This is a genomic window from Symbiobacterium terraclitae, assembly GCF_017874315.1.
GTDB classification, from domain to species: domain Bacteria; phylum Bacillota; class Sulfobacillia; order Symbiobacteriales; family Symbiobacteriaceae; genus Symbiobacterium; species Symbiobacterium terraclitae.
In genome coordinates this window covers 1-24934 of record NZ_JAGGLG010000020.1, presented here as the reverse complement: position 1 = coordinate 24934, position 24934 = coordinate 1, and the positions used below count along the sequence as shown (strand labels likewise).

21 protein-coding genes are annotated in these 24934 nt (G+C 68.5%); 6 read left to right on the top strand and 15 right to left on the bottom strand.

All coding sequences use genetic code 11. From position 1 onward, the window contains the following. Positions 1–13: 13 nt before the first annotated feature. From mtnK to J2Z79_RS11675, 9 genes are all read right to left on the bottom strand, one after another. On the bottom strand, positions 14–1243 hold the full coding sequence (gene mtnK / locus J2Z79_RS11715) for an S-methyl-5-thioribose kinase (RefSeq protein WP_209467078.1): 1230 nt from the start codon (positions 1241–1243) through the stop codon (positions 14–16). Positions 1244–1276: 33 nt separating this feature from the next. Continuing rightward, positions 1277–2269: an ABC transporter permease gene (locus tag J2Z79_RS11710; protein WP_209467077.1), complete on the bottom strand. Its 993-nt coding sequence runs from the start codon at positions 2267–2269 to the stop codon at positions 1277–1279. A gap of 3 nt (positions 2270–2272) precedes the next feature. After that, on the bottom strand, positions 2273–3793 hold the full coding sequence (locus J2Z79_RS11705; RefSeq protein ID WP_342589475.1) for a sugar ABC transporter ATP-binding protein: 1521 nt from the start codon (positions 3791–3793) through the stop codon (positions 2273–2275). A gap of 92 nt (positions 3794–3885) precedes the next feature. After that, complete coding sequence (locus J2Z79_RS11700) at positions 3886–5025, bottom strand: sugar ABC transporter substrate-binding protein (protein WP_209467076.1); 1140 nt, start codon at positions 5023–5025, stop codon at positions 3886–3888. 39 nt (positions 5026–5064) lie between these two features. After that, positions 5065–6012 (bottom strand): sugar-binding transcriptional regulator, encoded by a 948-nt coding sequence (locus tag J2Z79_RS11695; protein WP_209467075.1) that lies wholly within the window; start codon positions 6010–6012, stop codon positions 5065–5067. A gap of 5 nt (positions 6013–6017) precedes the next feature. Further along, entirely contained in the window at positions 6018–7175 is a 1158-nt protein-coding gene (locus tag J2Z79_RS11690) for an ABC transporter substrate-binding protein (protein ID WP_209467074.1), read from the bottom strand. A 16-nt stretch (positions 7176–7191) separates the two neighbouring features. After that, complete coding sequence (locus J2Z79_RS11685) at positions 7192–8331, bottom strand: RuBisCO large subunit C-terminal-like domain-containing protein (protein WP_209467073.1); 1140 nt, start codon at positions 8329–8331, stop codon at positions 7192–7194. Then, entirely contained in the window at positions 8331–9338 is a 1008-nt protein-coding gene (locus J2Z79_RS11680; RefSeq protein ID WP_209467072.1) for a transketolase family protein, read from the bottom strand. The genes J2Z79_RS11685 and J2Z79_RS11680 overlap by 1 nt, the downstream gene beginning before the upstream one ends. A gap of 1 nt (position 9339) precedes the next feature. Then, on the bottom strand, positions 9340–10275 hold the full coding sequence (locus J2Z79_RS11675; protein WP_209467071.1) for a transketolase: 936 nt from the start codon (positions 10273–10275) through the stop codon (positions 9340–9342). 572 nt (positions 10276–10847) lie between these two features. Here J2Z79_RS11675 and J2Z79_RS11670 point away from each other — a divergent pair. The 3 genes from J2Z79_RS11670 (at position 10848) to J2Z79_RS11660 (ending at position 13640) form a co-directional block, all read left to right on the top strand. After that, complete coding sequence (locus J2Z79_RS11670) at positions 10848–11855, top strand: DUF8189 domain-containing protein (protein ID WP_209467070.1); 1008 nt, start codon at positions 10848–10850, stop codon at positions 11853–11855. Between the two features lie 382 nt (positions 11856–12237). Then, on the top strand, positions 12238–12603 hold the full coding sequence (locus J2Z79_RS11665) for a hypothetical protein (protein ID WP_209467069.1): 366 nt from the start codon (positions 12238–12240) through the stop codon (positions 12601–12603). Positions 12604–12776: 173 nt separating this feature from the next. Next, positions 12777–13640: an AraC family transcriptional regulator gene (locus J2Z79_RS11660; protein ID WP_209467068.1), complete on the top strand. Its 864-nt coding sequence runs from the start codon at positions 12777–12779 to the stop codon at positions 13638–13640. A gap of 149 nt (positions 13641–13789) precedes the next feature. Here the strand turns inward: J2Z79_RS11660 and J2Z79_RS11655 are convergent, their stop codons facing one another. Continuing rightward, positions 13790–14596, bottom strand: coding sequence for a hypothetical protein (locus tag J2Z79_RS11655; protein ID WP_209467067.1), 807 nt, complete (start codon positions 14594–14596; stop codon positions 13790–13792). Between the two features lie 847 nt (positions 14597–15443). On the opposite strand from J2Z79_RS11655, the gene J2Z79_RS11650 reads away from it, so the two are divergent. The 3 genes from J2Z79_RS11650 to J2Z79_RS11640 all read left to right on the top strand — a co-directional run bounded on the left by J2Z79_RS11650 (position 15444) and on the right by J2Z79_RS11640 (position 18159). Beyond that, positions 15444–16868, top strand: coding sequence for a WD40 repeat domain-containing protein (locus J2Z79_RS11650; RefSeq protein ID WP_209467066.1), 1425 nt, complete (start codon positions 15444–15446; stop codon positions 16866–16868). Positions 16869–17092: 224 nt separating this feature from the next. Continuing rightward, positions 17093–17458, top strand: coding sequence for a DUF4180 domain-containing protein (locus J2Z79_RS11645; protein ID WP_342589474.1), 366 nt, complete (start codon positions 17093–17095; stop codon positions 17456–17458). Positions 17459–17592: 134 nt separating this feature from the next. Then, positions 17593–18159, top strand: coding sequence for a DUF4256 domain-containing protein (locus tag J2Z79_RS11640; protein WP_209467064.1), 567 nt, complete (start codon positions 17593–17595; stop codon positions 18157–18159). Between the two features lie 111 nt (positions 18160–18270). Here the strand turns inward: J2Z79_RS11640 and J2Z79_RS11635 are convergent, their stop codons facing one another. From J2Z79_RS11635 to J2Z79_RS11615, 5 genes are all read right to left on the bottom strand, one after another. After that, complete coding sequence (locus J2Z79_RS11635; RefSeq protein ID WP_209467063.1) at positions 18271–18768, bottom strand: NUDIX hydrolase; 498 nt, start codon at positions 18766–18768, stop codon at positions 18271–18273. Between the two features lie 107 nt (positions 18769–18875). After that, positions 18876–21962 carry a molybdopterin-dependent oxidoreductase gene (locus tag J2Z79_RS11630; RefSeq protein ID WP_209467062.1) on the bottom strand — a complete coding sequence of 1029 codons (3087 nt, stop codon included), beginning with the start codon at positions 21960–21962 and terminating at the stop codon, positions 18876–18878. Beyond that, positions 21955–23229, bottom strand: coding sequence for an NrfD/PsrC family molybdoenzyme membrane anchor subunit (gene nrfD, locus J2Z79_RS11625; protein WP_209467061.1), 1275 nt, complete (start codon positions 23227–23229; stop codon positions 21955–21957). The genes J2Z79_RS11630 and nrfD overlap by 8 nt, the downstream gene beginning before the upstream one ends. A 16-nt stretch (positions 23230–23245) precedes the next feature. Beyond that, entirely contained in the window at positions 23246–23911 is a 666-nt protein-coding gene (locus J2Z79_RS11620; protein ID WP_209467060.1) for a 4Fe-4S dicluster domain-containing protein, read from the bottom strand. A 280-nt stretch (positions 23912–24191) separates the two neighbouring features. Then, complete coding sequence (locus J2Z79_RS11615) at positions 24192–24701, bottom strand: DinB family protein (protein WP_209467059.1); 510 nt, start codon at positions 24699–24701, stop codon at positions 24192–24194. Positions 24702–24934: the final 233 nt, after the last annotated feature.

Sequence of the window (24934 nt, the reverse complement as noted above, 5' to 3'; positions counted from 1 at the left end):
CCTCTCTCCCAATCTACCGGGGGAACTGCGCCATGGCCCTCCGGAACGCGGCCACGAAGTCGGCGCCCGTGCGGAACTGGGTGCGCTTCTTGATGTACTCCTTGGCCGCCGTCAGGCAGATCCGCTCGGCCCGGAGGCGCAGGGCCTCGTCCGCGATCGAGGTGATGTCCTTCACCTTGGCGATCCCGAGGATCCGGCGGCTCAGCTCCAGGCCGGTCACCGCCGCCGTGTCGTCGAGCACGGTGTCCAGGTACCACTCGCGGAAGCCGGGCGTGCGGGCCAGCACCTCGGTGGCGTGCTCGTCCCAGGCCTTGACGAACTTGGCCTTGAACAGGTCGACGACGTCGACGATGGTCTTCTCGAGCCACTGAATGTAGTCGGCCCGCTCGGCGGGATCGGCGATGGTGGCGTCCGCATTGGCCCAGGCGAAGAACAGGTTGGCCACGACGTTGCCCGTATCGTACCCCATGGGCCCGTAGTAGGCAAACTCGGGGTCGATCACCTTGGTCGAGTCGGGCCGCACGAAGATGGAGCCGGTGTGCAGGTCGCCGTGGATCAGCGCCTGGCCCCGGGTCATAAAGTCGAACTTCAGCTTGCTGACCTCAAGCAGCAGCTCCTGGTCGCCGTAGATCTCGCGCTCCACCCACTCCTTATTGGGCGGGAAGACGATGTTGCGGCCCTTGTAGTCGTTGAACGGCTCCGTGTAGACCAGGTCCTCGGTGATCTCGCACAGGTCGGGACTGCCGAAGCGGCGGGCCAGGTCCTTCTTCTCCTTGTGGTCCATCACCACGTCGGAGGTCAGGAGCAGGGTGTTGACCATGAAGGTGGTGATGTGGTCGGCAAACAGCGGGAACTTCTCGTGCTTGATCAGGGCCCCGCGCATGATCTGGTGGTCCGACAGGTCGTCCATGACGGTGCAGTTCATCACCGGGTCGTACTTGTACACCTTCGGGACCAGCCCGGGAGCCAGGCGGTCCTCCAGCATGAGCGCCTCCGCCTCGATGCGGTTGCGGTCGATGGAGACCTTGAACTCGTCGGAGATGCGGGCCGTGTCGCCGGACTGCTTGACGATCACCGAGGCCGAAGACTTGCGGTCCCACACCCGGAAGACGTAGTTCAGGTTGCCGTCGCCGATCTCCTTACACTCCAGGTCGGCGTCGGGGCCGAACACGTCCAGCTGATCCTTCACATATTCAATAACGTCTTCCGGTTTCATGAGGAAATACTGGTCGTACTTCGCCATCCGCGATACCTCCCGTGCCGTTTCGTTTCAGACTTACTTCTTGCGGAAGTAGGTCATCGCCAGCGCAAGCGCCAGCACGGTACCCTTCACGATGTTCATCGAGTAGTACGGGACCGACAGCATCACCAGGCCGTTCTCCAGCACGCCGACCAGCACGGCGCCCAGGAAGGTGCCGATGGCGTTGGGCCTACCCTGGCCGGCGACCGAGAACCCGATGAAGGCCGCGGCCACCGAGGGCATGAGGTAGCCGGCGCCGGCGTTGATCTGCGCGGAGCCGAGGCGCGCCGCCAGCATGATGCCGCCCAGCGCGGCCAGCAGGCTGGAAAGGACGTACGCCAGGGTCCGGTAGCGGTTGACGGGGATGCCGGAGAGCCGGGCCGCCTCCCTGTTCCCGCCGACCACGTAGAGGTAGCGGCCGTGCTTGGTGTAGTTGAGGAAGACGTGCACGAGGGCGACCACGACCAGCATGATGATGATGATCCAGGGAGCTTGCCCGATCAGCCGGAAACCAGCGGGAATCGTGCCGAAGGTCGGCGTGCCGTCGAGCCGGGGCATGCCCTGGCTGATGGAGCCGCCGCCGGTGTACGTCAGGGCGACGCCTTCGAAGATGAACATGGTGGCCAGCGTGACCAGCAGATCGGGAATCCGCACCTTCACGATGAGCGTCGCGTTGAGCGCCGCCACCACCAGCGAGCCCAGCAGCGCCACCAGAACGGCCGGCAGGGTCGGCCAGCCGTACCAGACGAACATCGAGATGACCAGGGCATCCGCCAGGGTCGCCACGGTGCCGACCGAGAGGTCAAAGCCGTCCACCGTCAGCGAGATGGTCACGCCCACGGCGATCACCGTGACGATCGAGATGCTCCGCAGGATCGTGATCATGTTGGACGCGGTCAGGAACGACGGCGAGGCGATGGAGAAGAAGACGAACAGCAGGACGATCGTGAGCACGGTGCCCCACTTGGTGATGAAATTGACAACCTGGGCGCCCAGAGGAGCCCGCGCGGTCTCCGTCTTACCCTGCATGGATCACTTGCCCCCTGTCGACCAGTAAAGGATTTCCTGTTCGGTGGTCTCCGCCGTCCGCAGCTCCTTCACGATGCAGCCGTCGTACATGACGTACGTGCGGTCGGTGATGGCGAGGATCTCGGACAGCTCGCACGACGCGTAGATGATCCCTTTCCCCATGGCCGCAAGCTGGCCGATCAGGTCGAAGATCTCCCGCTTCGCCCCGACATCCACGCCCTTGGTGGGCTCATCGAAGATGTAGATGTCGGCGTCGGCGATGAGCCACTTGCCCACGGCCACCTTCTGCTGGTTTCCGCCCGACAGGTAGGCGACCTTCTGCTCCTCACTGGGGGTCTTCACCTTCAGGTCTGCGATCACTTTGCGTGCGGCGGCCCGCTCGGACCGCTTGTTGATGAAGTCCAGCGCCCCGCAGAAGTTCCCGAGGCTGGCGGCGGTGAGGTTGGTGACCACCGACTCCTCCACCAGCACCCCCTCCTTGCGCCGCTCCTCCGGCACCAGGGCGAGGCCCTGCTTCACCGCGGCGAAGGGAGAGGTGACCTTCAGCGGCTTGCCCCTGAGCACCATCTCGCCCGAGCGAGCCGGCAGGGCGCCAAAGATGGTCTTGCACAGTTCGGTCTTGCCCGCGCCCACCAGTCCGGCCACGCCCACGATCTCGCCGCTGCGGACCGTGAGGCTCACGTCGGTCACCGCGCCGTTCAGTTCGGTGAGGCCCCTCACCTCGAACAGCGTGTCGCCGATCTCCACCGGCCGCTTGGCGTAGCTCTCCTCGAACTTGCGGCCGAGCATCAGCTCCACCACGTCGTTCACGCTGAGCCCGTCCATGGGGCGGCTGGTGACGACCGTGCCGTCCCGCATGACGGTGATCTCCCGGCAGATCGCGAACAGCTCCGGCAGCCGGTGTGAGATGAAGATGACGCCGACGCCGTGGTTGTACGCCAGGTCCTCGACCACCCGGAACAGCTCTTCTGTCTCGGTGTTGCTGAGCGGAGCGGTGGGCTCGTCGAGGACGAGGAACCGGGTCTCCTCCGCGATGGCCCGTGCGATCAGCACCATCTGCTTCTGTGCGAGGCTGAGGTCCTGGATCAGGGTCCGCGTGTCGAGGTCGATGTTCAGCCGCCGCAGCACCTGCTCCGCCGACGCGTGGATCTGTGACCAGCTGACGAACTGCCTGCGGCCCATGCTGTTGACCAGCACGTCCAGCATGATGTTCTCCGCCACGCTCAGGTGCGGGATCAGGGCCGTGTCCACTTCCTGGTAGACGATCTGTATGCCGAGCTTCTTCGCGTCGCGCGGCGTCCGGATGCTGACCTGCTGGCCGTCGACGAAGATCTTGCCCGTGTAGTGGCCATAGGCCCCCGAAAGGACCTTCATCAGGGTGGATTTGCCGGCGCCGTTGGCCCCGACCAGGGCGTGGATGGTTCCGCTGGTCAACGTGAAGTCCACGTCAGACAGCGCCTTAACGCCGGGAAACTCGATGGAGATGCCCTCCATCCGGATGGAGTGCCGCCTTGGCTCGTTCACGCCTCTCGCCCCTCACCACTGGTTACTGAGTGAAGAGGAGAGAGGATCGGCAGAGATACCCCTCTCTCCTCCCACCTCATCTCACCGGACTGCTACTTGCCGTACTTGGCCCGGAGGGTATCCATCCAGGGCTCGTTGAAGGCGTCGGACTCGCCCCAGCCCGGGACGACGTCGTTGAGGTTGGTCATGTTGGTCTCCGGCTTCAGGTGCTCCTGCTTGATCAGCTTGGCCTCGAGGTCGTAGTACAGCGGGGTCGGCTCGCCGGCGAACTTCTTGGCCAGGAGGCGCATGTCCACGATGCCGATCAGCTGCGGGTCCACGGCCGCGGTGGCGATCCACTTGCTGCCGGGCTCGCGCATCAGGTTGATGTCCTGGTTGGAGATATCAATGGAGATCATCGGGATGTCGGTGCGGTTGTTCTCCACCAGGGCCTGGTAAGCACCCTTGGCCATCTCGTCCCAGCAGGCCCAGATGGCGTCGACGGTGCCGGGCGGGTACTTGGCGAGCAACGCGCCCACCTTGGCGGCGATGTCGCCCTGCACGTCCTGGAAGTTGGAGACGCCGACGGTCTCGAGGGTGACGATCTTGCCGGCCTCCTCGAACTGCTTGTAGATGGTTTCACGCCGGTCCAGCGGCGGGAAGCCGGCCATCCACAGCTTCAGCACCCGCACGGGCTGGCCGTTCTGGGCGAGCGCGGCGACCTCCTCCAGCGAGAGCTCGGCCAGCTTGAAGTCGTCCTGGAACGTGGTGGTGACCTCGGGCAGCGACTCGCCGTTCTTGTCGATGATGGTGTCGAAGGCGACCACCTTCATCCCCTTGTCGACGGCGGGCTTGAGCATGTCGTAGGAGTAGTCGACCTTGCCGTGGGAGACGATCAGGCCGTCGTAGCCCTTCTGGATGGCCTGGGCGACCAGTTCCTGGAACCGGGAGTCATCGCCGTCGGAGAGGAACGTGTCGACGCTGAACCCGAAGGACTCGCCCTCCTTGCGGGCGCCGTCAAGGAACTGCTTCGTGTGGTCATCGGAGGACAGGTTGCGCACCACGGCCACGCGGATCTGCTTGGCCGTCAGGGCTTCGGGAACACCTTCGAGCGATGCGTCGGTCTGGGACGAGCCACCACTCTGGGTCGAAGGCGTCGCAGGCTCGGCGGGCGCATTGCTGGCGGGCTTGGAGCATGCGGTCACACCCACGAGCAACAGCAGGGACAGAAGCGCAGCCAGGTACCGTCTCACAGGACACCCTCCTAGGCATGTTTATTTGGATCCGAAGTATCATCCGACTCCAGCCCGTTCCAGAACGTTCCGGGCGGTATCGGAATCTGTGATCAGGCTGTGGCAGAGGCCGCCGCGCAAGGCGCCGAGGATCGCCTCCACCTTCCGGGGGCCGCCGGCCATCGCCACGATGTGCGGCAGCCGCCGGATCTCAGACCACTCCAGGGAGATGACGCACTCCTCGAGGGGGCCGGGCACGTGACGGCCCTGGGAGTCGTAGAAGCGCATCAGCATGTCGCCGACGGCGCCCCGCTCCCGCAGCACGGCCACGTCCGCCGCCTGCAGGTGGCCGGTCCGGACCATGGTGCACTCCGGACCCACATCGCCCAGCCCGACGACCGCAACGTCGACCTGGCGGGCGTGCTCCATGGCCGTCCTGATCGACTCCTCGCTCAGGATGGCGTCGCGCGCCGCCTTGCTCTGGACCACCACGGGAACCGGGATGGCCTCCAGCGGCATGCCGAGCGCGTCGGCCAGCTGCACGCTGACGCTGAACGGGTTGGTCTGCATGGTGCGGGTGCCGACCAGCTCGTTGACCGTGCCCTGCAGCGGCTGCTTCGGGCGCTGCAGGTACGGGATGATGCTCCGCACGGTCTCGCTCCACGCCACCCCCAGGCGGCAGCCGGGGAAGAGCAGGCTCCGCAGGTACTGGGCGCCGGCCCGGCCCAGGGCGTCGAGCGTCGTCCGCCAGTCGCCGTACGTCTTGACGACGACGGCCCGCTTCAGGCCGAAGGTCGCCTCCAGCTGCTGCTCCAGCTTGAACTGCACGGGCAGCGGCCGCGTGATCTGAATCTGGACGATGCCCTCCTTGCGGGCCTTCTGCAGCAGCCGGGTCACCGCGACCCGGGAGAGGTTGAGTCGGTGTGCGATCTTCTCGTGGGTCAGCCCCTCGTCGTAGTACATCCAGGCGACCAGCACTTTCAGGTCCGCTTCGCTGTGCACCTGCATGTCGGCTATCCCTCCGCGAGAACACCCCGGACCTGCGCCTCCGCCCGGGCCAGCGCCTCGCCCGGTCTGGCCTTTCCGGTGAAGGCGTCGTGGACCGCTGCGTACAGAGCGCCGAGGAAGGCGCCCACCCTGGGATGGACGGGCAGGGTCCGGGCGCGGTGGACCATCTCGTACTGGGCCCGGAGCCAGGGATACCGCTCCAACTCAGCGGGTGTGTAGCTGGACCGGCGGACCGGGCTGCCTGCGGCCCGGGTGACCGCGCGGTCGGTCTCGGGCCCGGCCGCCTGGAGCAGGACGGCGAGCACGCCCTCCTGCACCGCCGGGGGCAGGTTGGCCGGCACCGCGATGCCCCACGTGCCGTTCCACGGCTGGGGGTAGGTCCCCACCCGGTAGGCCGCCGCACCGGCCGCGTGCGGGGCCAGCATGATCGCCGCCGCCTGGCCGCCCCACGAGGCGGCGACCCCGACCCGGCCGTGCTGGAGCCACGCGGCGATCTCGCCGTTGCCGAACTGGTCGGTGTCAGGCGGGCAGTAAGGGCGCAGCGCGCAGTACGCCTCCAGCGCCCGGACGCCGGCCGGGCCGGCGAACGCGGGCCGTCCGTCCTCGTCCAGGACGTCGCCCCCCTCCGCCCACAGGTAGGGCAGCCAGTCCAGCAGGATCTCGCTGGGGTGGGCCTTGAGCGCCAGGCCGTAGCAGGTCGGCGGGCGGTGGGCCCGGGCCGCCAGCCGGGCGATCTCGGTGGGGCCGATGAGGGGTACGCCCTCGCCCGGGTCCGGGATGGCCTCGTCCGGCCGGAAGAAGACCAGGTGGCCGTCGGAGAAGAAGGGCAGCATGTACTGGGCGCCGGCGAAGCGGCTCTCCCGGGCCAGGGGCGGCAGGATGTCGTCGGGCCGGTAGCTGTCGACCAGCTGGGGCAGCCGGTCGAAGAGCGGGTCGAGGGGGGCCAGGAGGCCGGCATCCGCCAGCTCCGGCACCCAGACGTGCCCGGGCACGAAGACCGCCTCATAGGGCGCCGTCGGCGCGGTCAGGGTCTGCATCAGCGTGTCCCGGTACTCGGCCCAGGGCACGATGGTCAGGCTGGTCTCCCACTCCGGGTGCGCCCGGCAGGCGTCCTCCAGTGCGGCCAGCGCCGGGTCGTCGGGCCCCAGCACTCGGAAGGGCACGGGTCACTCCCCCTTTCTAGGCGGAGACGGTGGCCAGGAAGCTGCGGCAGTTCGCCACCAGGTCCGGACCGGCCTGGAAGAGGCCGCCGCCGATCAGGAAGATCACGTCCTTGCCGTAGAAGCGGAGCATCTCGGGAACGCGGCCGAGGCTCATGCCGCCGCCGGGCGTGGGGAAGATGGGCTTGATGTGGCCCATCGGCACCCTGGCGCCCTCGGCGATGGAGCCGCACTCCTCCTGGCTGAAGGAGAAGCGTCCGCCCCAGTTGGGGTAGACCGTGGCATCTGCGCCCGCCAGGCGGGCGATCTGCCCGAACAGGGCAAAGTGGGAGATGCCGTTGGCAGGGCTGGTGACGAAGCTGCCTTGCAGCGCCGGATGGCTCATGATGGGGAGCCCGACGGAGTCGTCGGCGGCCAGGAGCCGCATGGTGTCGAAGCCGACCAGCCCCGGCGAGACCAGGAGCCCGCCGGCGCCCGCCTCCTTCGCGAGGCGGGCCCGCGCCACCACCGTGTCGACCGGCCCGGCGACGTGGGGCATGTAGATCGACCGGCGCCCGGTCTCGCGGCTGGCCCGCTCCACGGCCTCGGCGCAGCGCTTCACCCGCTCCTCGAAGGGGGCGAAGGCCTGGTTGGCGAGGCCGTGGTCGTCCTTGATGATGTCGATGCCGCCCAGCGCCAGGTGGTAGGCCAGGTTCGCCAGGTCCGCCGCCGACAGGCCCAGCGGCTTGAGCGCCGTGCAGAGCAGGGGGCGGTCGAAGACGCCCAGGTACTCCCTGAGGCCCGCCACCCCGAAGCGCGGCCCCCTGAAGCTGCTGAGCAGCGACTCGGGCAGCGTGAACCGCTCCACCCGGATGCCGGGCTTGATGCTGGTGTTGCCGAAGAGCACGTTCAGGAACTGGGTGAACTCGAAGCCGGTGGTCTCCACCGCGTAGCTGATCACGGCCTCCGAGACGCCCGGGCCGACGGGCTCCAGCGACTCGATCCGGCCGACGATCTTCTGCCGGATGTCACCGCTGGGCACCAGGTCCGCCGGGAACTCCACCGTCTGCTCCAGGCAGACGGCCTCCGCGAGCTGCCGGGCCTCGTCGGTCGCCGCGATGCGGTAGTGAACGGCAAACCGGTCGCCTGAGAGGTTGAGCGTAGGATTGGGCAGCATCATTACAGTGCCTCCGCCTTTGCATCGCTGTGGACTGCGGTGAGCCGGACGGCGGCCAGGTCCTCCTCGGTGATGCCCAGCGCCTGGCCGACCATCTGTTCCACCTTGCGCACCAGTGCCATGGCGTCCAGCCCGAGTTCCTTCATGAGGTACTGGCGGCTGGCCCCGTGCGCGAAGACGTCAGGGATGCCGATGCGCACCAGGCGCTTGCCGAGCCCGGCCTCGACCATGACCTCCGCCACGGCCGTGCCCAGGCCGCCGATGACGGAGTGGTTCTCCATGGTGATGACCCCGTACTTGGCGCCCGCCGCGGCCTCGAGCACCGCCGGGTCGGTGAAGGGCTTGAGCGTGGTCACGTGCAGGTGCTGGATGGAGACGCCGCGCGCCTTCAGCACGCTGGTGGCCCGCATGGCCTCCTCGGTGCAGATGCCGGAGGTGAGGAGCGCGATGTCCGTCCCGCGGCTCAGGATCCGTGCCCGGTTGAACCGCATGGGCTCGCTGGCGTCGAAGAGGCGCGGGATCTCGCCCCGGAGCATCCGGACGTACACGGGGCCGTCCACCGCCTGCGCCACGTCCAGGACGGACTCCACGTCGGTCGCGTCGCCGGTCTCGAGGATGGTCATGTTGGGCAGGGCCCGCATGACGGCGATGTCCTCGATGGCCTGGTGCGTCGCGCCGCCCGGCGTCAGGATGCCGGGGAGGAACCCGATCATCCGCACGCGCAGGTTCGGGTACGCCACGGACATGGCGATCTGGTCGTACGCCCGGCGGTAGATGAAGACGGCGAAGGTGTGGACGAAGGGGGTCAGACCCTCGCGGGCCATCCCGCCGGCGACGCTCAGCATGTTCTGCTCGGACAGGCCGAAGCTAAAGAAGCGGTCGGGATAGGTGTCGCGGAAGAGGTCAGCCTCGCTGGAACTCGTGAGGTCGGCCGACAGGACGACCACCTCGGGCCTGTCCTTGGCCCAGGCCACGATGTTGTGCGCGTGTACCCGCTTGAGCAACTCCATGCTATACGCCCTCCTCCGCCTGCATCTTGCGCAGTTCCCCTTCGTAGAGCTGCCGCTCTTCCGGGCTCTTGAACCGCAAGTAGTGCAACTTGGGGGCGTTGCGCCGGAGCAGGTCCAGCCCGCGGCAGGGGTCAGTGTAGGCCAGGACGACCAGCGGCCGGCCGTCGGGCTCCAGCGCCGCAGGCGCGGCGAGGGCCTCCGGGTCGTGGCCGTCCACCTGGAAGACCCGGGCGCCGAACGCCTCCAGGCGGGCCTTCAGGGGCTCGATGGGCATCACGGACTCCATGGCGCCGTCGCACTGCTGGCCGTTGACGTCCACGTAGATGCCGACGCGGTCGAGCTTGTAGAAGGAGAGGAACTGCATGGCCTCCCAGGTCTGCCCCTCCTGGAACTCGCCGTCCGACATGTAGACCCAGGTGCGGCCGGTCTCGCCCCGCATCCGGCGGGCGACCGCAACGCCGATCGCCTGGCTGAGGCCCTGCCCCAGCGAGCCGGTGGTGACCTCCATGCCGGGCGAGTGCTCGGCGCCGATCATCTCCACGGTGCTGCCGTCCTGATTGAACTGCGCCAGCCCCTCCGGCGCCATGCGGCCCACCTCGATGAGGGTGGCGTAGAGCACCAGGGCGTAGTGCGCCGGGGAGAGGTAGAACCGGTCCAGATGGGGTGCGCGGGGCCCGTTGTAGGCCGCGCCGGTGAAGTAGTTGGTGTTGCCGGGACCCGGGACGCCCGGGAACGGCGGAGGCACCATCGGCGCCTCGCTGGGACCCAGGTTCATGATCTTCAGATACAGCGCAGCCAGGGTCTCAGCGGAGGAGCAGGCCTGGCTCATGTAGCCGCCGTTGTTGTTCAGCGTGTGTTCCAGCACCCGCATGCGGACGCGCCTGGCCACACGCCGGACCTCGTCCTGCCAGGTCAGGGACCGAGCCTGAGTACTCACGTGCACAACCGCCCCCTCTTCATGCCTTTGCCGACTCGTGTGAACCCGACATCTACTGGGAACCGTGGTGCGTGAACAATTGTTCACTGCTGTGCATCTGTTCAATGGAATTCATACCACGGTCCCAAAGTTGGATCAATAGGTATGTGGCGCTACTTCGTGAAAAAAAGGTGAGGCCCGATCGGATACCGGCGGCGCCGACCCCGTGCGGGCATCGCCGCCGACCAGGCGTTCCGCTCTGCCTGCCGGTTTTCGGGTCCTCCGCCGGCGCGAGGCTGTCGGGGGAGATGGCCTGGCGGTTTTCTGGCTCACGGCCGCCGCGAAGCCGCCGGTGCGCTGGCCTGGGCTGTCCGCGGCGGTGTCACGGAGTTCCGGCCCGGCACGTCACTAATGTACCAACGCACGCTCGTGGTCTGTCTCAACTGTACTAGTACGGTAGAACAGCACACGCGGGCGGGCACGTCCAAACGCACCCGCCCGCCTGGTCCGCGTCTGACCGGGTTCCCGACCGCACCCCTCCCCCCTGCTCTACATAAACTGGCGGTAACCGTACTTACGAAGGAGGATACCGCATGCAACTGCCACCCTGGTTGATGCCAGGCTGGCCTGGCCCGGGCATGCCCCTCGTGCAGCAGTGGCCGCAGCCGACGCCGCCCTGGGGCCGCCCGGATCGGGATGACGACGACATGGACGACGAGCGGGACGTGGAGTGGAACCTGCGGCAGGAGGGCGGCCCTCTCAGCCGCAGCGGCTGGTCCAACTGGCGGCGGATCGGCACCGGCGAGACGCTGGATTCGCCCGCGCCGATCACCTACCAGAACGACCTGCACCTCTTCGTGCGGGGCACCGACAGCGGGATCTACTGGAACCGGATGAGCCGGCGCACGGGCTGGGGCGAGTGGCGGGAGGTGCCCGGGCAGGGGCGCACGCCCAGCGCGCCCTGCGGGGTCAGCTACCGGGGCTCGCTCCACCTCTTCGTGCGGGGCACCGACAACCGCATCTACCAGAACCGGCTGACAGGCAGCCGGTGGAGCGGCTGGACGGAGGTCCCGGGCGGCGGCCTGACGACCAGCGGGCCGTCCGTCACCGTCCACCAGGGCGCCCTCTACCTGGCGGTGCGGGGCACCGACAACGCGGTCTGGGTGCAGCGCTACGACGGCCAGTGGCGGGGCTGGCAGCGGGTGCCGACCGGCGCCACGCCCGACGCGCCGGCCATCGTCTCCTACATGGGCACGCTCTGGCTCTTCGTGCGGGGCACCGACAACCGCATCTACGGCGCCGCCATGCGAGGGCCGAACCAGTGGACCAACTGGACCGAAATCCCGGGCGGCGGGCGCACCCCCAGCGGCCCCGGTGCCGTCGTCTACCGGGGCAACCTCTACCTGCTGGTGCGGGGCACGGACGACGGCATCTACCTGAACGTGCGGGACCGGCGGGGCCAGTGGACCGGGTGGACCGAGGTCCCGGGCGGCGGGCGCACCCCCAGCGGCCCGGAGGGGGTCCGCTTCGCCGACCGGCTCTACCTGTTCGTGCGGGGTACCGACAACGGCATCTATACAACGGTGCGCACGCGCCGCTAGGGCGTGTGGCCGCATGAGAACACCGCCGCCCGGGGCCGGCCCGGGCGGCGGGTTCGCGCTTGTGCGGCAATGGAGGGCGCAGGGCGCTGGGAGACGAATATCGCTCTGGCAGGTGCAGCATTCTCCCGGGCCCGGACCGGACACCGATCAGCCGATGGTCTGCGAGGACGGTACAGAACACCGGTCAGCCGGTGCTGTGCGGGGACGGTCCAGAACACCGGTCGGCCGATGCTTTGCGGGGACGGTCCAGAACACCGATCGGCCGAAGCCGATCCTGTGCAGGGACAGGACAGAGCGACGGCCAGCCGCTGCGCAGGCTGGCCCGGGCCGGGGGGTGAACACCTGTGAGCTCGGCACTACACCTTCCTGGGCGGTGAGCAACATGCGGAGGACGGCAGCCCGGAGCTTGCTCATGCTGTTCGCTGCGCTGGCGTGCGCCCTGACCGGCGCGTACCTCTACCCCGTGGGCGGGAGAATCTGGGCCGCAGCCCAGGTCTCGTCCGTGGCCATGCTGCACGACGGGCAGCGGGCGGAGTTGGCGGAGCCCGGCCTGGTGCCGCTGGCGGCGCGGGACGCGCTCGCGGCCGCCCGGCTCGACCGGTTCCGCCGGCTGATCCCGGGCATTCCCGCCCAGCGTTGCGTGCCGCTCGCCCTCGCGCTGCGCAAGGGCAGCGAGTGGATCGACGTGCGGCTTCGCTGCACGAGCGGGCTGCTGTTCGACTACATCCCCAGGGAACACTGGCGGTAAGTGGTCGCCACGCTGCATGGTGCCGACGCCGCTACGCCGTGCAGGCTCTGCAACGTGATGTTCGTGCCGACTCAGCATCGAACTGTGAAATGGCCCCCTGCAGATCTTGCACCGAATCGGTCGGGCGCCGGTTCGGTGCGTCTGCTATCGTCTGGTGCGAGGGAGGTCATCGCGTGAACCCACTGCACGACCTGAACGCCGCCTTGGCCTACATCGAGGCACACCTGCACGAGGACGTGGACGTCCGGGCTGCGGCCCGCGTCGCCGGCTGTTCGGAGTACCATTTCCGCCGGATGTTCGCGGCCCTGGCGGGCATGCCGCTCTCCGCCTACATCCGCCGCCGGCGACTCACGCTGGCCGCGCAGGACCTGGCGACCGGCGCCCGCGTCACCGACGTGGCGCTCAAGTACGGCTACGAGTCGCCCGATGCCTTCGCCCGGGCCTTCCACGCGGAGCACGGCATCCCGCCTTCGGAAGCGAAGCAGCCGGGGCAGGCGCTGAGGGCGTTCTCCCGCATGACCTTCCAACTCACCATCCAAGGGGGCACCGAAATGCACTACCGAATCGTGGAGAAGGACGCGTTCCGCATCGTGGGCATCATGCGCCGTGTGCGGCTGCAGTACAAGGGCGTCAACCCGGAGATTGCGGCCATGTGGAAGGAGCTGGGCATCGAGGGAATCCGGCAGCTCAAGGCCCTGTCCAACGTGGAGCCGGTGGGCATCCTGCAGGCGTCGCTCAACTTCGCGGAGGGGCGGCAGGAGGGCGGCTCGCTGGACCAGTGGATCGGCGCCGCCACCGACCGTCCCTGCCCGCCGGGCTTCCAGGTCCTCGAGGTCCCCGCGCTCACCTGGGCCGTGTTCGAGTCCGTGGGCCCCTTCCCGCAGGCCCTGCAGGACACCTGGGCGCGCATCTACTCGGAGTGGTTCCCCTCCTCCGGCTACGAGGCCGCGCCGGGCCCCGAGATCCTGTGGAACGAGAGCGACGACACCTCGTCGCCGACCTTCCGCAGCGAGATCTGGATCCCCGTCCGGCGCTGACGCGCCGCCAGCCACCGGTCAGGAGCGCGCCAGCCAACGCCGCACAGCCGCGTCGTAGCCCAGACCGTGCCGCCGGGCGTGGAAGGCGACCAGGATGGCCGCCATGCGCCCGGCGCCCGCGGTCACACGCATGGGCAGTCCGCCTGCCCTCAGTTCGGCCGGATGGCCGTCACCATCCTCCGGCCGTCGGCCTCGACGACGGTCACCCGCCAGGCCCCGGCACCGCCGGCCGCCTCCAGGAGCACCTCACCGGCGCCGACGCTCCTTGCGGTGAACCCCTCTCGCAGCCGCTCGGGAAGTTCCATCTGTAAGGCTTGCTCCAGCGCCCCGGCGGTCGCTGACGACCAGCGCGCCGCTTCCGGATCGCTGAGCAGAACCTGCGCAAACGAAGACACGAAACTCTCATCCGGGGTCAGTTCGATCCGGCTGCGCATCACGTACCGGGCCCCGTCCCGCTCCCACTCCTCCCGCAGGGAGACCCCGTCCGTTCCGAGGAATCGGGTGTAGCGGTCGATCCCGTGCGGAGGCTGGACCACGACGGCGGACAGCGCGTTGGACTCAGGCGGCTCGGGCCCCCACACGGCCCGCCACTCCCCGCCTTCGTAGGCCAGCAGCCCCACCTGCGCCACGTAGCGGGTCTGGCCGCCGCCCACGTTCATCACGACCTGCACCAGGTTGCCCTCCCGCCGCAGGCCGTGGAAGCTGCCCACACCCACCACGCCGTCAGGCGGGTACGGCTGGCTGCGCCACTCCCCGCCCTCGCGCCAGAAGAGCACCCGGCCATCGTACAGGGCGTTGTAGCCCTGGCCCCACTGGCAGGCGAGCACCGCCTCCTCCGGAACCTCAGCGGTTCCCACGCAGTAGACCGCCCACCCGGGGATGTTCCATCCGTCCCTGATGCCGGCGGCCTCCGGCGGCGACATCCCCGCCAGCCGTGCCCGGATCTGTCCTGCCACCTCCGACGCGGGGACCGCCTGTCCATCCTCTCCCGCGGCGGGTGCACTGCCGGGCGCGGAGGACTCCTGCTCCTCCCCGGCGGGGGAACTGCCAGGCGTGGAGGGAAGCGCCTCCTCCCCAGGCGCGTGAGGGCCGGAAACCTGGGGCTCGGCGCCGATCGTGCCGGGCGCAGAAGCCGGCGGTCCCTCCTCCCCGGCAACCGGTGCACTGGCCGGCGCGGCAGGCGCCGGGCCCGCGCAACCGGCGCCGAGGGCGACCAGGAGAGCGGTAGCCCACGCGAGCACCCTCTGCATGCGTCATCAGCCCCCTTCTGCACGTTAGACCCCTCCCCACGCGCCGCAGTTCCAGCCGCCACCCCGACCGGAGGTGGCGGCTGGGGCGTCCTCTGGTCAAAGGTGGGAACCGATGCGAATGCCGGTCGGTCTAACAGGCAAGGATGCAAGGGAGTGAAAAGTCATGCGGCTCAGGCGCAGTGCGCTGGCGGTACTCGTCCTCCTCTTCCTGTCCGGATGCACGCCCTCCATACGTCCGGGAGCTTCCGGCACAACGCCCCCCGAGGGCACCGCCGGCCCGCAGTCTCCCGCTGCTGCGGGAGACCCGGCCGCGCAACCGCCCGGACAGGGGGACCCGCAACGCACGGCCGGTGCGGATACGCCACAGGGTGGGGCCGGCCCGGCCGACCCGATGGGAGCGACGGATGCAGGGGCCCCGCAGAGCAGCACTGGGGCAGGCAACCCACACGGCGGGGCCGAGGCGGCACCGGAGGGCTGTCTCTACCAGGCAGACGTGGTCCCCCGGGCCAGCCTGATCTACCCGTGGCTGCGGGAGACGGTGCCCCGGGATGTAGTGGCAGGCACTTGCCGCCTCCACGTCCACAGCGACGAGGTCACGGTCTACTTCGTCCTTCCGCCCGCCGCGGACCCGGTCGCAGCCGAGGCCGCGCTCGACATTACCGGCGCCGGGGAGCCTGAGGTCGAACCTCTGTGGTCTGTCTCGGGTGAGCAGCTCTTCCTCGTGCGCCTGCCCGCCGGGCAGCCGGGAGAGTTGGTCACCGTCAGGCTCGCAGGCCCCTTCGGCCCGGGCGGCGAGCCCGTGGACCTGGGATTCGAGTTCGAGCGCGTCACCACGCCCCGAGTGGTGATGGAGTACCGGTATGACGGCGGCGAGTGGACGCCGGTGGAGCCGGGCAGCACGCTGCCGCGCCGCCCGATGGAGCTCCGCCTCCGGTCCGAGGGGGGCGCCGACCTCGCCGTTATCGCAGGATACGTCTCGGGAGCAGGCCTGCCGTTCGAGCGGCAGGGGGGAGAGATCACCATCCGGCTGGACTCCCCGCCCCCGCACCTTTCGCTGAACCTGAACGGCATCCTGGCCGACCACGGCCTCACGACGACCCGGTCGCTGCTGGAGCTCTTCACCGGCGAGGAGCCGCGGCTGAGCCTGCTGGACCCGGTGACCGGGCAGGAGGAGGCCCTGGGCCGTGCGCCGGTCAACATCTACCGCACGCTCGTCGCTCCGTCCGGCGACCGGGTGGCCCTGATGGCCACCGACCCGACCGACCTCATCAGGACCCAGATCTGGGCGCTGGACGTCCGCACCGGAGACCTGCACCAGACGGGCATCCGCCTCACCGACTGGCAGTACCGGATCTACTGGCGGCCGGGGGAGCTGGTGGTTGCGGACCACGATCGGATTCACCGGTGGCAGGAGGGGATGACGCAGGCGGAGGTACAGGTGAGCCGCGGCACCGCCTTCACCGCCCTCTCGCCCGACGGCCGCCTGCTGGCCGGCATCACGTACGACATGCGGGAGGAGGACGAGCACCAGCTGGCGCCCGGCAGCATCGTCCTGCACGACCTGGAGACCGGGGAAGACCGGATCCTGGCCGAGCGGCAGGTCAGGGTGCGCATCCCGCACAGCGAGTTTGCGCCCTGGCTGGAGCTCTCCTTCAGCCCGGACGGCTCGTCGCTGCTGATCCGGGAGCCGGCCCCCGAGTTCGGCGCCTGGCGCTACCTGCGGCTCGACCTCGCGTCCGATTCCCTGGAGGAGGCCCCGGACCCTCCGGCCGAGGCGCAGCGAGAATGGGTGCCGGGCCCCGGCGGGTTCGCGTACCGGGTTCAGGATCAGGTCTATGACGACGTAGTGGTCTTGAGCGCCGACGGAGCAGAGCGACAGTACGGCAGCGGCCATGTCGCGGGCTGGCTGCCGGACGGACGGCTGCTGCTGATCCGGTGGGCGAACAGCGAATGGCTGCGCTACCCGGCGGGCCCGTAGCCCGGGCGGACCAGCCATCTGGGCCGACCAGCCATCCGGGCGGCCCCTGCAGGATCGGCTACCCGCAGTCACCCGCAGCCGGTGCTCCCGCAGCTTCGGCCGAGGAAGAGCACGTAGCCCGTGGCGCTGTGCGGCATCCTCTCCCCGCGTTGACGGATCCCGCCGCAGCCTGTAGAATGGCAGAAACCCCCACCGCAGGCCGTTGCGGCAGAGGAGTGGCGTATGTGGCAGTCGACATCACCAGGATCGAGGGCACCGATGTGGTACTGGTCGAGAGCCCGGAGGTCATCATCAACACGGCGCAGGACGCGCTGGACCTGATGGCCACCATCTACTACAACCACGAGTGCAGCAAGGTCATCATCGACAAGGCCTGTATCGCGGAGGACTTCTTCAACCTGCGGACCGGCCTCGCCGGGGAGATCCTGCAGAAGGTCTCCAACTACCGGTTCGCCCTGGCCATCGTCGGTGACTTCGGCGTGTACGACAGCAAGGCCCTGCGGGACTTTATCCACGAGAGCAACCGGGGCCGGCATGTCTTCTTCGTGCCGGACAGGGAAACCGCGCTGCAGCGGTTGAGCCAAGTCTAGCCCAGCTCGCCTGGCTGCGGCGCCCGGCTGGCCAATGCCGCCCAGGGGGAATCAACCAGGCAGGGGGAGTTCACCCTACGTTCGGCGCTTCAGGGGAATGAGAAGCCAGACACGCAACGGGGTGGTGTGAGCGCATGGGGAACGCGGATCGCGTGCTTTCGCCCGAGCAGCGCGCGGAGTTGCTCCGCACGCTGCAGGCCCGCTTCGAGAAGAACATGAACCGGCATCCGGGCCTGGACTGGGCGGGCGTGCAGTCCAGGCTGGAGGCCAACCCGGAGAAGCTCTGGTCCCTCCACGAGATGGAGCGGACCGGCGGCGAGCCCGATGTGGTCGGGTTCGACAGCCAGACCGGCGAGTACATCTTCGTCGACTGCTCCCCGGAGAGCCCCAAGGGGCGCAGGAGCCTCTGTTACGATCCGGAGGCCCTGGAGTCGCGGAAGGAGCACAAGCCCGCGGGCAGCGCAATCGGCATGGCGGCCGATATGGGCATCGAGCTGCTGTCCGAGCAGGAGTACCGCGACCTGCAGAAGCTGGGCGCCTTCGACACGAAGACGTCGAGCTGGGTGCAGACGCCCCCGGAGATCCGGCGGCTCGGCGGCGCGATGTTCTGCGACCGCCGGTACAGCACGGTCTGGACGTATCACAACGGCGCGGAGTCGTACTACGCCGCCCGGGGCTTCCGGGGATTGCTGAGGGTGTGACTGGAGAGGGGCCGTCCCGCCAGAGCAGGTCGCTCAGGGGACGGCCCCGTTCGCGTCGGCAGGGCATCCGTGCGGGCGTATTCGCCGGCCGCGCAGACCGGCCGGGCCGCCTCAACGGACTGAGGAGACCGCAGCAGCCAACGCCCGCTCGAGCATGCGGCTCCAGCGGGGATGGAGCCGCGGCGCCTCCGCGGGCGCGGCGAAGATGCGGCGGGCCGCCTCGAACTCGGCGCCGAACGGCAGCACCTCGGTGATGTCCACGCGGTAGAAGGCCTGGTAGCCCACCTTCGGGTACTTGCCCCCCGGCCGCCACTGGTCGTTCTCGCTGTGGTCCACCTTGACGAGCCCGACCAGGGTGGGCACGCCCCGCACGTAGCCCTCCTCCATCGTCTCGCGCAGCACGCACTCCTCTGCGGACTCGTCGGGCTCCCGGTGCCCGCCCGGGATGTCCCATCCCCGCTCGTTCAGGTCGACCAGCATCAGCTTGCCGTCCAGGAAGCAGAAGCTGTGGACGCTGGTGATCAGCTCAACGGGCGGCAGTTCCTGCGGGCGCCCCATCCACTCCAGCCTGATCCGCCCGGCCCAGTTGACGTACTCGACATCGCCCATCCACCAGCCCCTCCCGCCTGTAACCCTCTCCCCTCTTGGGTCGGCGCAGGTGTACCCCGCATCACGGCTGTGGATTCGGGTATGCGCCTGACTGGCCCCCCGTAGGCCTACACCTTCTCAACCTCCACCCACGTGTCGTACTGGGCGCTCGCGTTGGTCAGCGCATCCACGAGGCTGGATCCCGGGCCCAGGTGGTCGTCCTGCCGGATCAGGTCGTTCACCCGGAAGCCCGTGCCCCGGCCCGGCGCCAGGCCCGTCGGTTCCGTCCCGGTCTGCCGCATGTCGTACCCCGTGTGTCCGTACGCAGTCACCGGCGGGATCACGACGCCGTCGATGGTCACCGCCCTCGCACCGTAGGTCTCGTGCCCATAGGAGAATTCGGCCCCGACGACCCCGGGCCGGATGCCCTCGGTGATGTAGGCCGTGGCCTCCACAGTGGCCGAGGCCGACCGCAGCCGGATCCGGTCGCCGTGCCGTATGCCCCGTGCGGCGGCATCCCTCGGGTGGATCCACACCGGGTTCTCCTCCCGGATCTCCCGCAGCCAGGCGTTCCCGATAGTGCGGTGGTTGGAGAGGTGGCTCGACTTCCAGTTGGTGAACTGAAGCGGCAGGTTGTCCTGGATCTCGCTGCCGGTGTAGTCCACGGCGCTCCAGATCAGCGGCGTGCCGTCGTAGTACTTGCCCGTGTAGGACGACTTCTGCCGCGCCGCCACTTCATCGTAGAGGTTCACCTGGCCGCCGTAGCGCATCGCGAGCCATTCGCCCTCGTAGGCGGTGTCCGGCGGGGCGAACCGCCCTCCGCGGTTCAGCACGTAGACCACCTTCGGCCACTCCTCCGGCGTAACCGCCGCCTTCCAGGCCTCCTCGTCGTACCGATCGCCCAGGGCGATCCGCCGGGCCCGGCTGAACAGCTCCAGCTCCTCCGGCGAGGCGTCCGGCACCGGCTCCTCGTCGAAGGCGATGTTGGCCACGATCTTCAGGTAGTAGTCCTCCGCCCTGTCGAGACTGTGGCCGCCCGGGAAGGCGTTGGGCCCGAAGCCCTTGAGCCCCAGCACCTTGCCCAGGTCGATCAGAACGTCCTCCACCGCCCTGGGCCCGTCCATCACGCGGCAGGCCGGCTGCTCGATGTGGCTCTCCTTCAGGTTCTGGTTAGGGTAGATGGAGAGCAGGTTCCACCGCTCCAGGTAGGTCAGGTCGGGCAGGATATAGTCGGCGTACTGCGACGTGCCGCCGATCACCACGTCGAAGGCCACCACCAGCGGCAGCTTCTGCTCGTCCTTCAGCATTTCGGCCTGGACGTTGCCGCCGGGGGCGGACTCCACCAGCGACATCCGGTTGATGAACAAGGCCTTGAGCGCGTAGGGGTACTCGTCGTAGGCCGATGGGATGACCTCGTGGCAGGCGTTGCCGCCCAGAAAAGTCCAGCGCCGCTTGGCGGGGTAGCCGTCGCGCGCGAACAGTGAGCTCTGCTCGTACACCTGCTTCTCCCGTGTGATGGGCACGCCCCAGGGGGCGTAGCCGCCCTCCACCTTTGACACGTCGTAGCGGCTTCCGGTGGTCTCCTTATAGCGCACGGCCGAGGAGTTCTCGCCGCCCTTCCAGTCGTGGTTGCCGATCAGGTAGTTGAGGATGCCGATGGCGTAGACGGCGTAGAAGCCGTTGGTGTGCATCGCCGGTCCGCGGTAGGAGACGGCGACGGCCCGCTTGCCGTGCGCGGTGAAGTCCCGGGCCATCTCGACGATGGTCGCCTCGGGCACCCCGGCCATCTCGGCGTACTCGGCGATGCTCTTCTCGAACACCCGCTCCTTCAGGAGGGTGAAGGCCGACTTCACCCGGATCCTGTTGATCTCGGTGTCCACTTCCAGCTGACCGTCCATAGCCTCGGTGGCCGGAACGGGAACGCCGTCCTGCAGCACCACAAAGGCGTCGCCCTCCAGGCCCACGTCCTTTGCCCGCAGCTTCGGCCGGTCGGGGTTCGACAGGTTGACCAGGTGTGTGGCGTCGGACCAGGTCGGTTCGCCATCGGCGGCGGCCGCCTTCTTGCCCGGATTGCGCAGGTAGCGCTCGTCGTAGCGCTCGTTCTCGATGATCCAGCGGATCATGCCGAAGGCTAGAGCGATGTCCATGCCCGGCTTCACGGGCACCCAGAGGTGCGCCTTCTCCACCGTCTTGGAGAGCCGGGGGTCCACCACGACCAGCTTCATGCCCCGCTGGATTGCGTTCATGAGTCGCGGCGCCAGCCAGGTGGGCCCCTTGTTGGCCACGGCCAGGTTGGTGCCCCAGGCGATCAGGTACTCGCAGTGATCGAGGTCGGCGTACTGCCGGTTCTTGCTCTGGGTGCCGTTGCGGCCGCGCACGTTGGCCGCCACCCCCGGCACGCCGCAGATGCCGCCGTGGTTGAAGGTGTTGATGGTCCCGATGGCCTGGTTGAACATCCGCGTGATGAAGCCGTCGCGGTTGCCGAAGACGAAGGCGATCTGATTCGACTTGGGCCCCAGGTCGGGGTGCAACGTGTTGACCAGGACGTCCCTGTACTTGGCGTCGAACGCCTCCTGCGTCATCTCCCCGGCCTTCACCTTCGCCCAGTCGGCCATCACCTGCTCCTTGGGCGCGTAGCCGATGTGGGGCCTGAGCCTGTCCGCGATCTCCTGGATGGCTTGCTCCCACGAGATGGACTGCCACTCGCCCGAACCCCGGGGCCCCACCCGCTTCAGCGGCTTGGCAATGCGGTAGGCGTCGTAGGCCGTCTGGATTCCGGCCTGCCCCTTGAGGCATGTGCGACCGCCGGCGAAGAGCCTCCCGTCCACCGCAAGGTCACCGTGCCCCTGTGCGGCGGCGAAAGGCGAGGTGTCGTAGGGGATCTGATCGTAGGGCACCGTGTTGAGCGGCGAGTAGGGGTTGCCGGCGATCTTGCGCACGTAGGCCTTGCCCCCGGTCACCGCCGGGTCGGTCAGCACCACCTTGATCGTGCAGTGGGTCTGGCACTGTTCGCAGGTGGTGTAGATCACCCGCTCCGCCGGGGTCGGCTCACCGAAGTCGCCGACGCCGTGGTGCTTGCGGTTGGCGAAGGGCTCGTCGAAGGCCTGGGAGATGCCGCCGCCCAGCAGGGGCATGGCGGCGATGGAGCCACCCACCATCACCGCCCCGGCGACGAACTGTCGGCGGGTCACACTGTGCTTGCGATCGTCAGTCATGAGCCGTCCCTCCGATCTCGTGAGCGTCGTCATCCACCGGCAGCAGGTCGGCGGCCAGGCTGAAGAGCAGGAGCCCCATGGCGATGATGCCTGCGCTGGACCACCACTCCACCGCGCTCGGGAAGTACTGGCCGGCAGGCAACCCCCGCAGTGTCGGGATCACCAGCGGCGGCACGACGATGTTGAAGCGCACCCCGACGATGCCCACGACCACCATGAGCGCGGCCAATGCGGTGAGCGGCACGGACTCCCGCAGCCGGGTCATCAGGATGATCGCCGGCGCCACCATGCCGATGCCCAGCTGCAGGATCCAGAAGCTCCAGGCGTAAGGCCCCTCCATCATCACGTGCAGGACCTCGGTCTCGTGCGGCGCCATGGAGAGCAGCGGCACCAGGTACTCGTACAAGAGCAGGCCCAGGTCCACCAGCAGGAAGCCGCCCAGCAGCTTGCCCAGGTCGGCAGCCATCCGGCTGTCCACCGGCCGCCGCAGGGCCTTCTGCCGCAGGATGTAGAGCAGGGCCAGCAGCGCGGTGCCCGAGACCAGGGCCGACACGATGAAGACGATCGGCGTGAGCGCCGAGAACCACATGCCCCGGGCCTTGACGATGGCGAAGATCGTGCCGGTGCCGCCGTGCACGCCGAAGATGGCAATGGGCACGCCAATGGTGCCGAGCACCCGCAGCATCCGATGGTCCTGCGCGGTGTCGGTGGACCTGCTGCCGAGGCTGAGCCAGCGGGCGAGGCGGGACCGTGCGGCGCGGCGCACGAGGTCGGCCCGCATCGCGAACCAGAACTCTGCCGCCAGCAGCAGGATGTAGATGAGGTAGAAGCGCATCTCCCACGCCAGCGGCGACAGCCAGTTGAAGTGGACCAGAGCGCTGAGGGCCCGTTCCATCCGGCCCAGATCGATGAGCACGAAGACGAGGGCGACGATCATCGACACCAGGGCGGTGAGCAGCGCCATGCGTCCCACCTGCTCGAACCGGGTCATGCCGAAGACGTAGATGAGGCTGGAGAGCAGGAACGCACCGGCGGAGAGGCCGACGAAGTAGATGTAGAAGGCAATCCAGGCACCCCACGGGGTGGTGGAGGTCAGGTTGGTCGCGGCAAGGCCGTTCACGGTACGCTGGAGGACCGCGATTCCACCGGCCGCCATCAGGGTGACGAGCAGCAGGTACCAGCCCGCCCGCATCAGCCTGTTGGGCCCGGGGGCGGTTTGCTCGTGGTCGAGCCGAAGGGCGGCCTCATCCCTGGTCAGTGCAGACATCGTGTGCTCCCTCCTCCTACTTCAAGTAGATGACCCGGGGCTGGGTGCCCAGCTCTTCCCTGAGCCGGAACGCCCGTGGGCTGGAGGCGAGCTTGGCCACCACCGAGTTCGGGTCGTTCAGGTCGCCGAAGTAGCGGGCGTCGCCGATGCAGGTCTCCACGCAGGCGGGCTCCTCGCCGCGGTTGATGCGGTGCAGGCAGAAGGTGCACTTGCGCACGGTGCCGATGGGGGCCTCGCCTCTCCAACGGGGCCCGCGCCGGACCCCGTACTCGGGCGCCTGGACCTCGGCGTAGGCGATCATCTCGTCGTAGCCCTCGCCGAAGTCGAAGGAGCGGGCGCCGTAGGGGCAGGCGGCGATGCAGTAGCGACAGCCGATGCAGCGGTCGTGGTCGATGATGACCACACCGCTCTCGCCCTTGTAGGTGGCGCCGACGGGGCATACGCCGGCGCAGGGCGGACTGTCGCACTGCATGCAGGGCCTGGGCAGGTAGGCCCGCCGGGTGTTGGGGAACTCGCCGAGTTCCATCGCGATGACGACGTTGTAACTGATGCCTGGCGGAGTGCGGTTCTCGGCCTTACAGGAGACCGTGCAGGTATCGCAGCCGATGCACTTCTGCAGGTCGATCACCATCGCCCACTGGGGTTCCTTCCGGGAGCCGGGTTCCGGGGCTGCTGCTGTCATCGTGGTCCCTCCCCTTGCTGGATCTGGTGGCGTTCGCCCCAAGGTAACAGCAAGGGTCGTGCCAACGGTTCGAGGAGCGCCCTGCGGCGCTCCCGGCGGTGCGCCGGAGGCCGAAGGGGGCGTGCTGCGGCACCGGAGATGACAAGGACTGCAGCACTGTGAGCGGCAGGAAGTGCGGCGCCGGGGGTGACAAAATGTCACCCCCGGCGTTCTGTGTATCTCTGTCATTTTGTCAGCTTGTCAGAATGGCACGGTTCAGGATCCGTATGCGGTCACGCGGTCACCGCTGCTTGTACGCCGCCCGGAGCCGGGCGATCTGCCCCTGGTGGTGGCTCGAGTGGCTGGCCATGTGCCAGAGCATGTAGCGGACCGTGGCGGGCTCGGGCCACCAGGGAACCTTAACCTCCCGCGCCGCGGCCTCGTCCGTCAGGCCAGAGACATACTGCCGGACCATCTCGATCACGCCGCGGTACTCCTCAAGGAGCGCGCTGCCCGAGGCGCCTGCCACCCCAGGAATACGCCCGCTCTCGTCCTGGAAAGGCCCGTACTTCGCCTGGATCTCCTGGAGTTTCCCCAGGTCGCCCATCATGATGTGGAGGTACGTGAGGTCCACCAGGATCAGGTGCCGGAGCAGCATGGCCGTGGAGTTGGCGTCATCCGGACCCGTGAAGTGATACTCCTCCTCGGTCATCCCCTCCAGCCGCTTCTCCAGGCGTCGGAACGCATCCTCCACCAGTCCAAGCGGTACCGCCAGGGACGGCGCAGTTCCACGACTCAACACGTCTCGCATCAACCGGCCTCCTCTCCTCACCGGGCCCTTCGCCCGGACCACGGACCGGCCCTCCCCACCGGGCCAGGTCCTCCGGCGAACACGGGCTTGGTCTCTGTGCCCATTGTACCAGGGAGGCGCTCCCGGCGGAGAGTGCCTCTAGGAGCCTGTCCGGGTAACCGCACGTGAGATAGGGGCAGACTCCCAATGATTGGATATCAACGATCGTGCCTACTTCTTCATGCGCTGTCTGA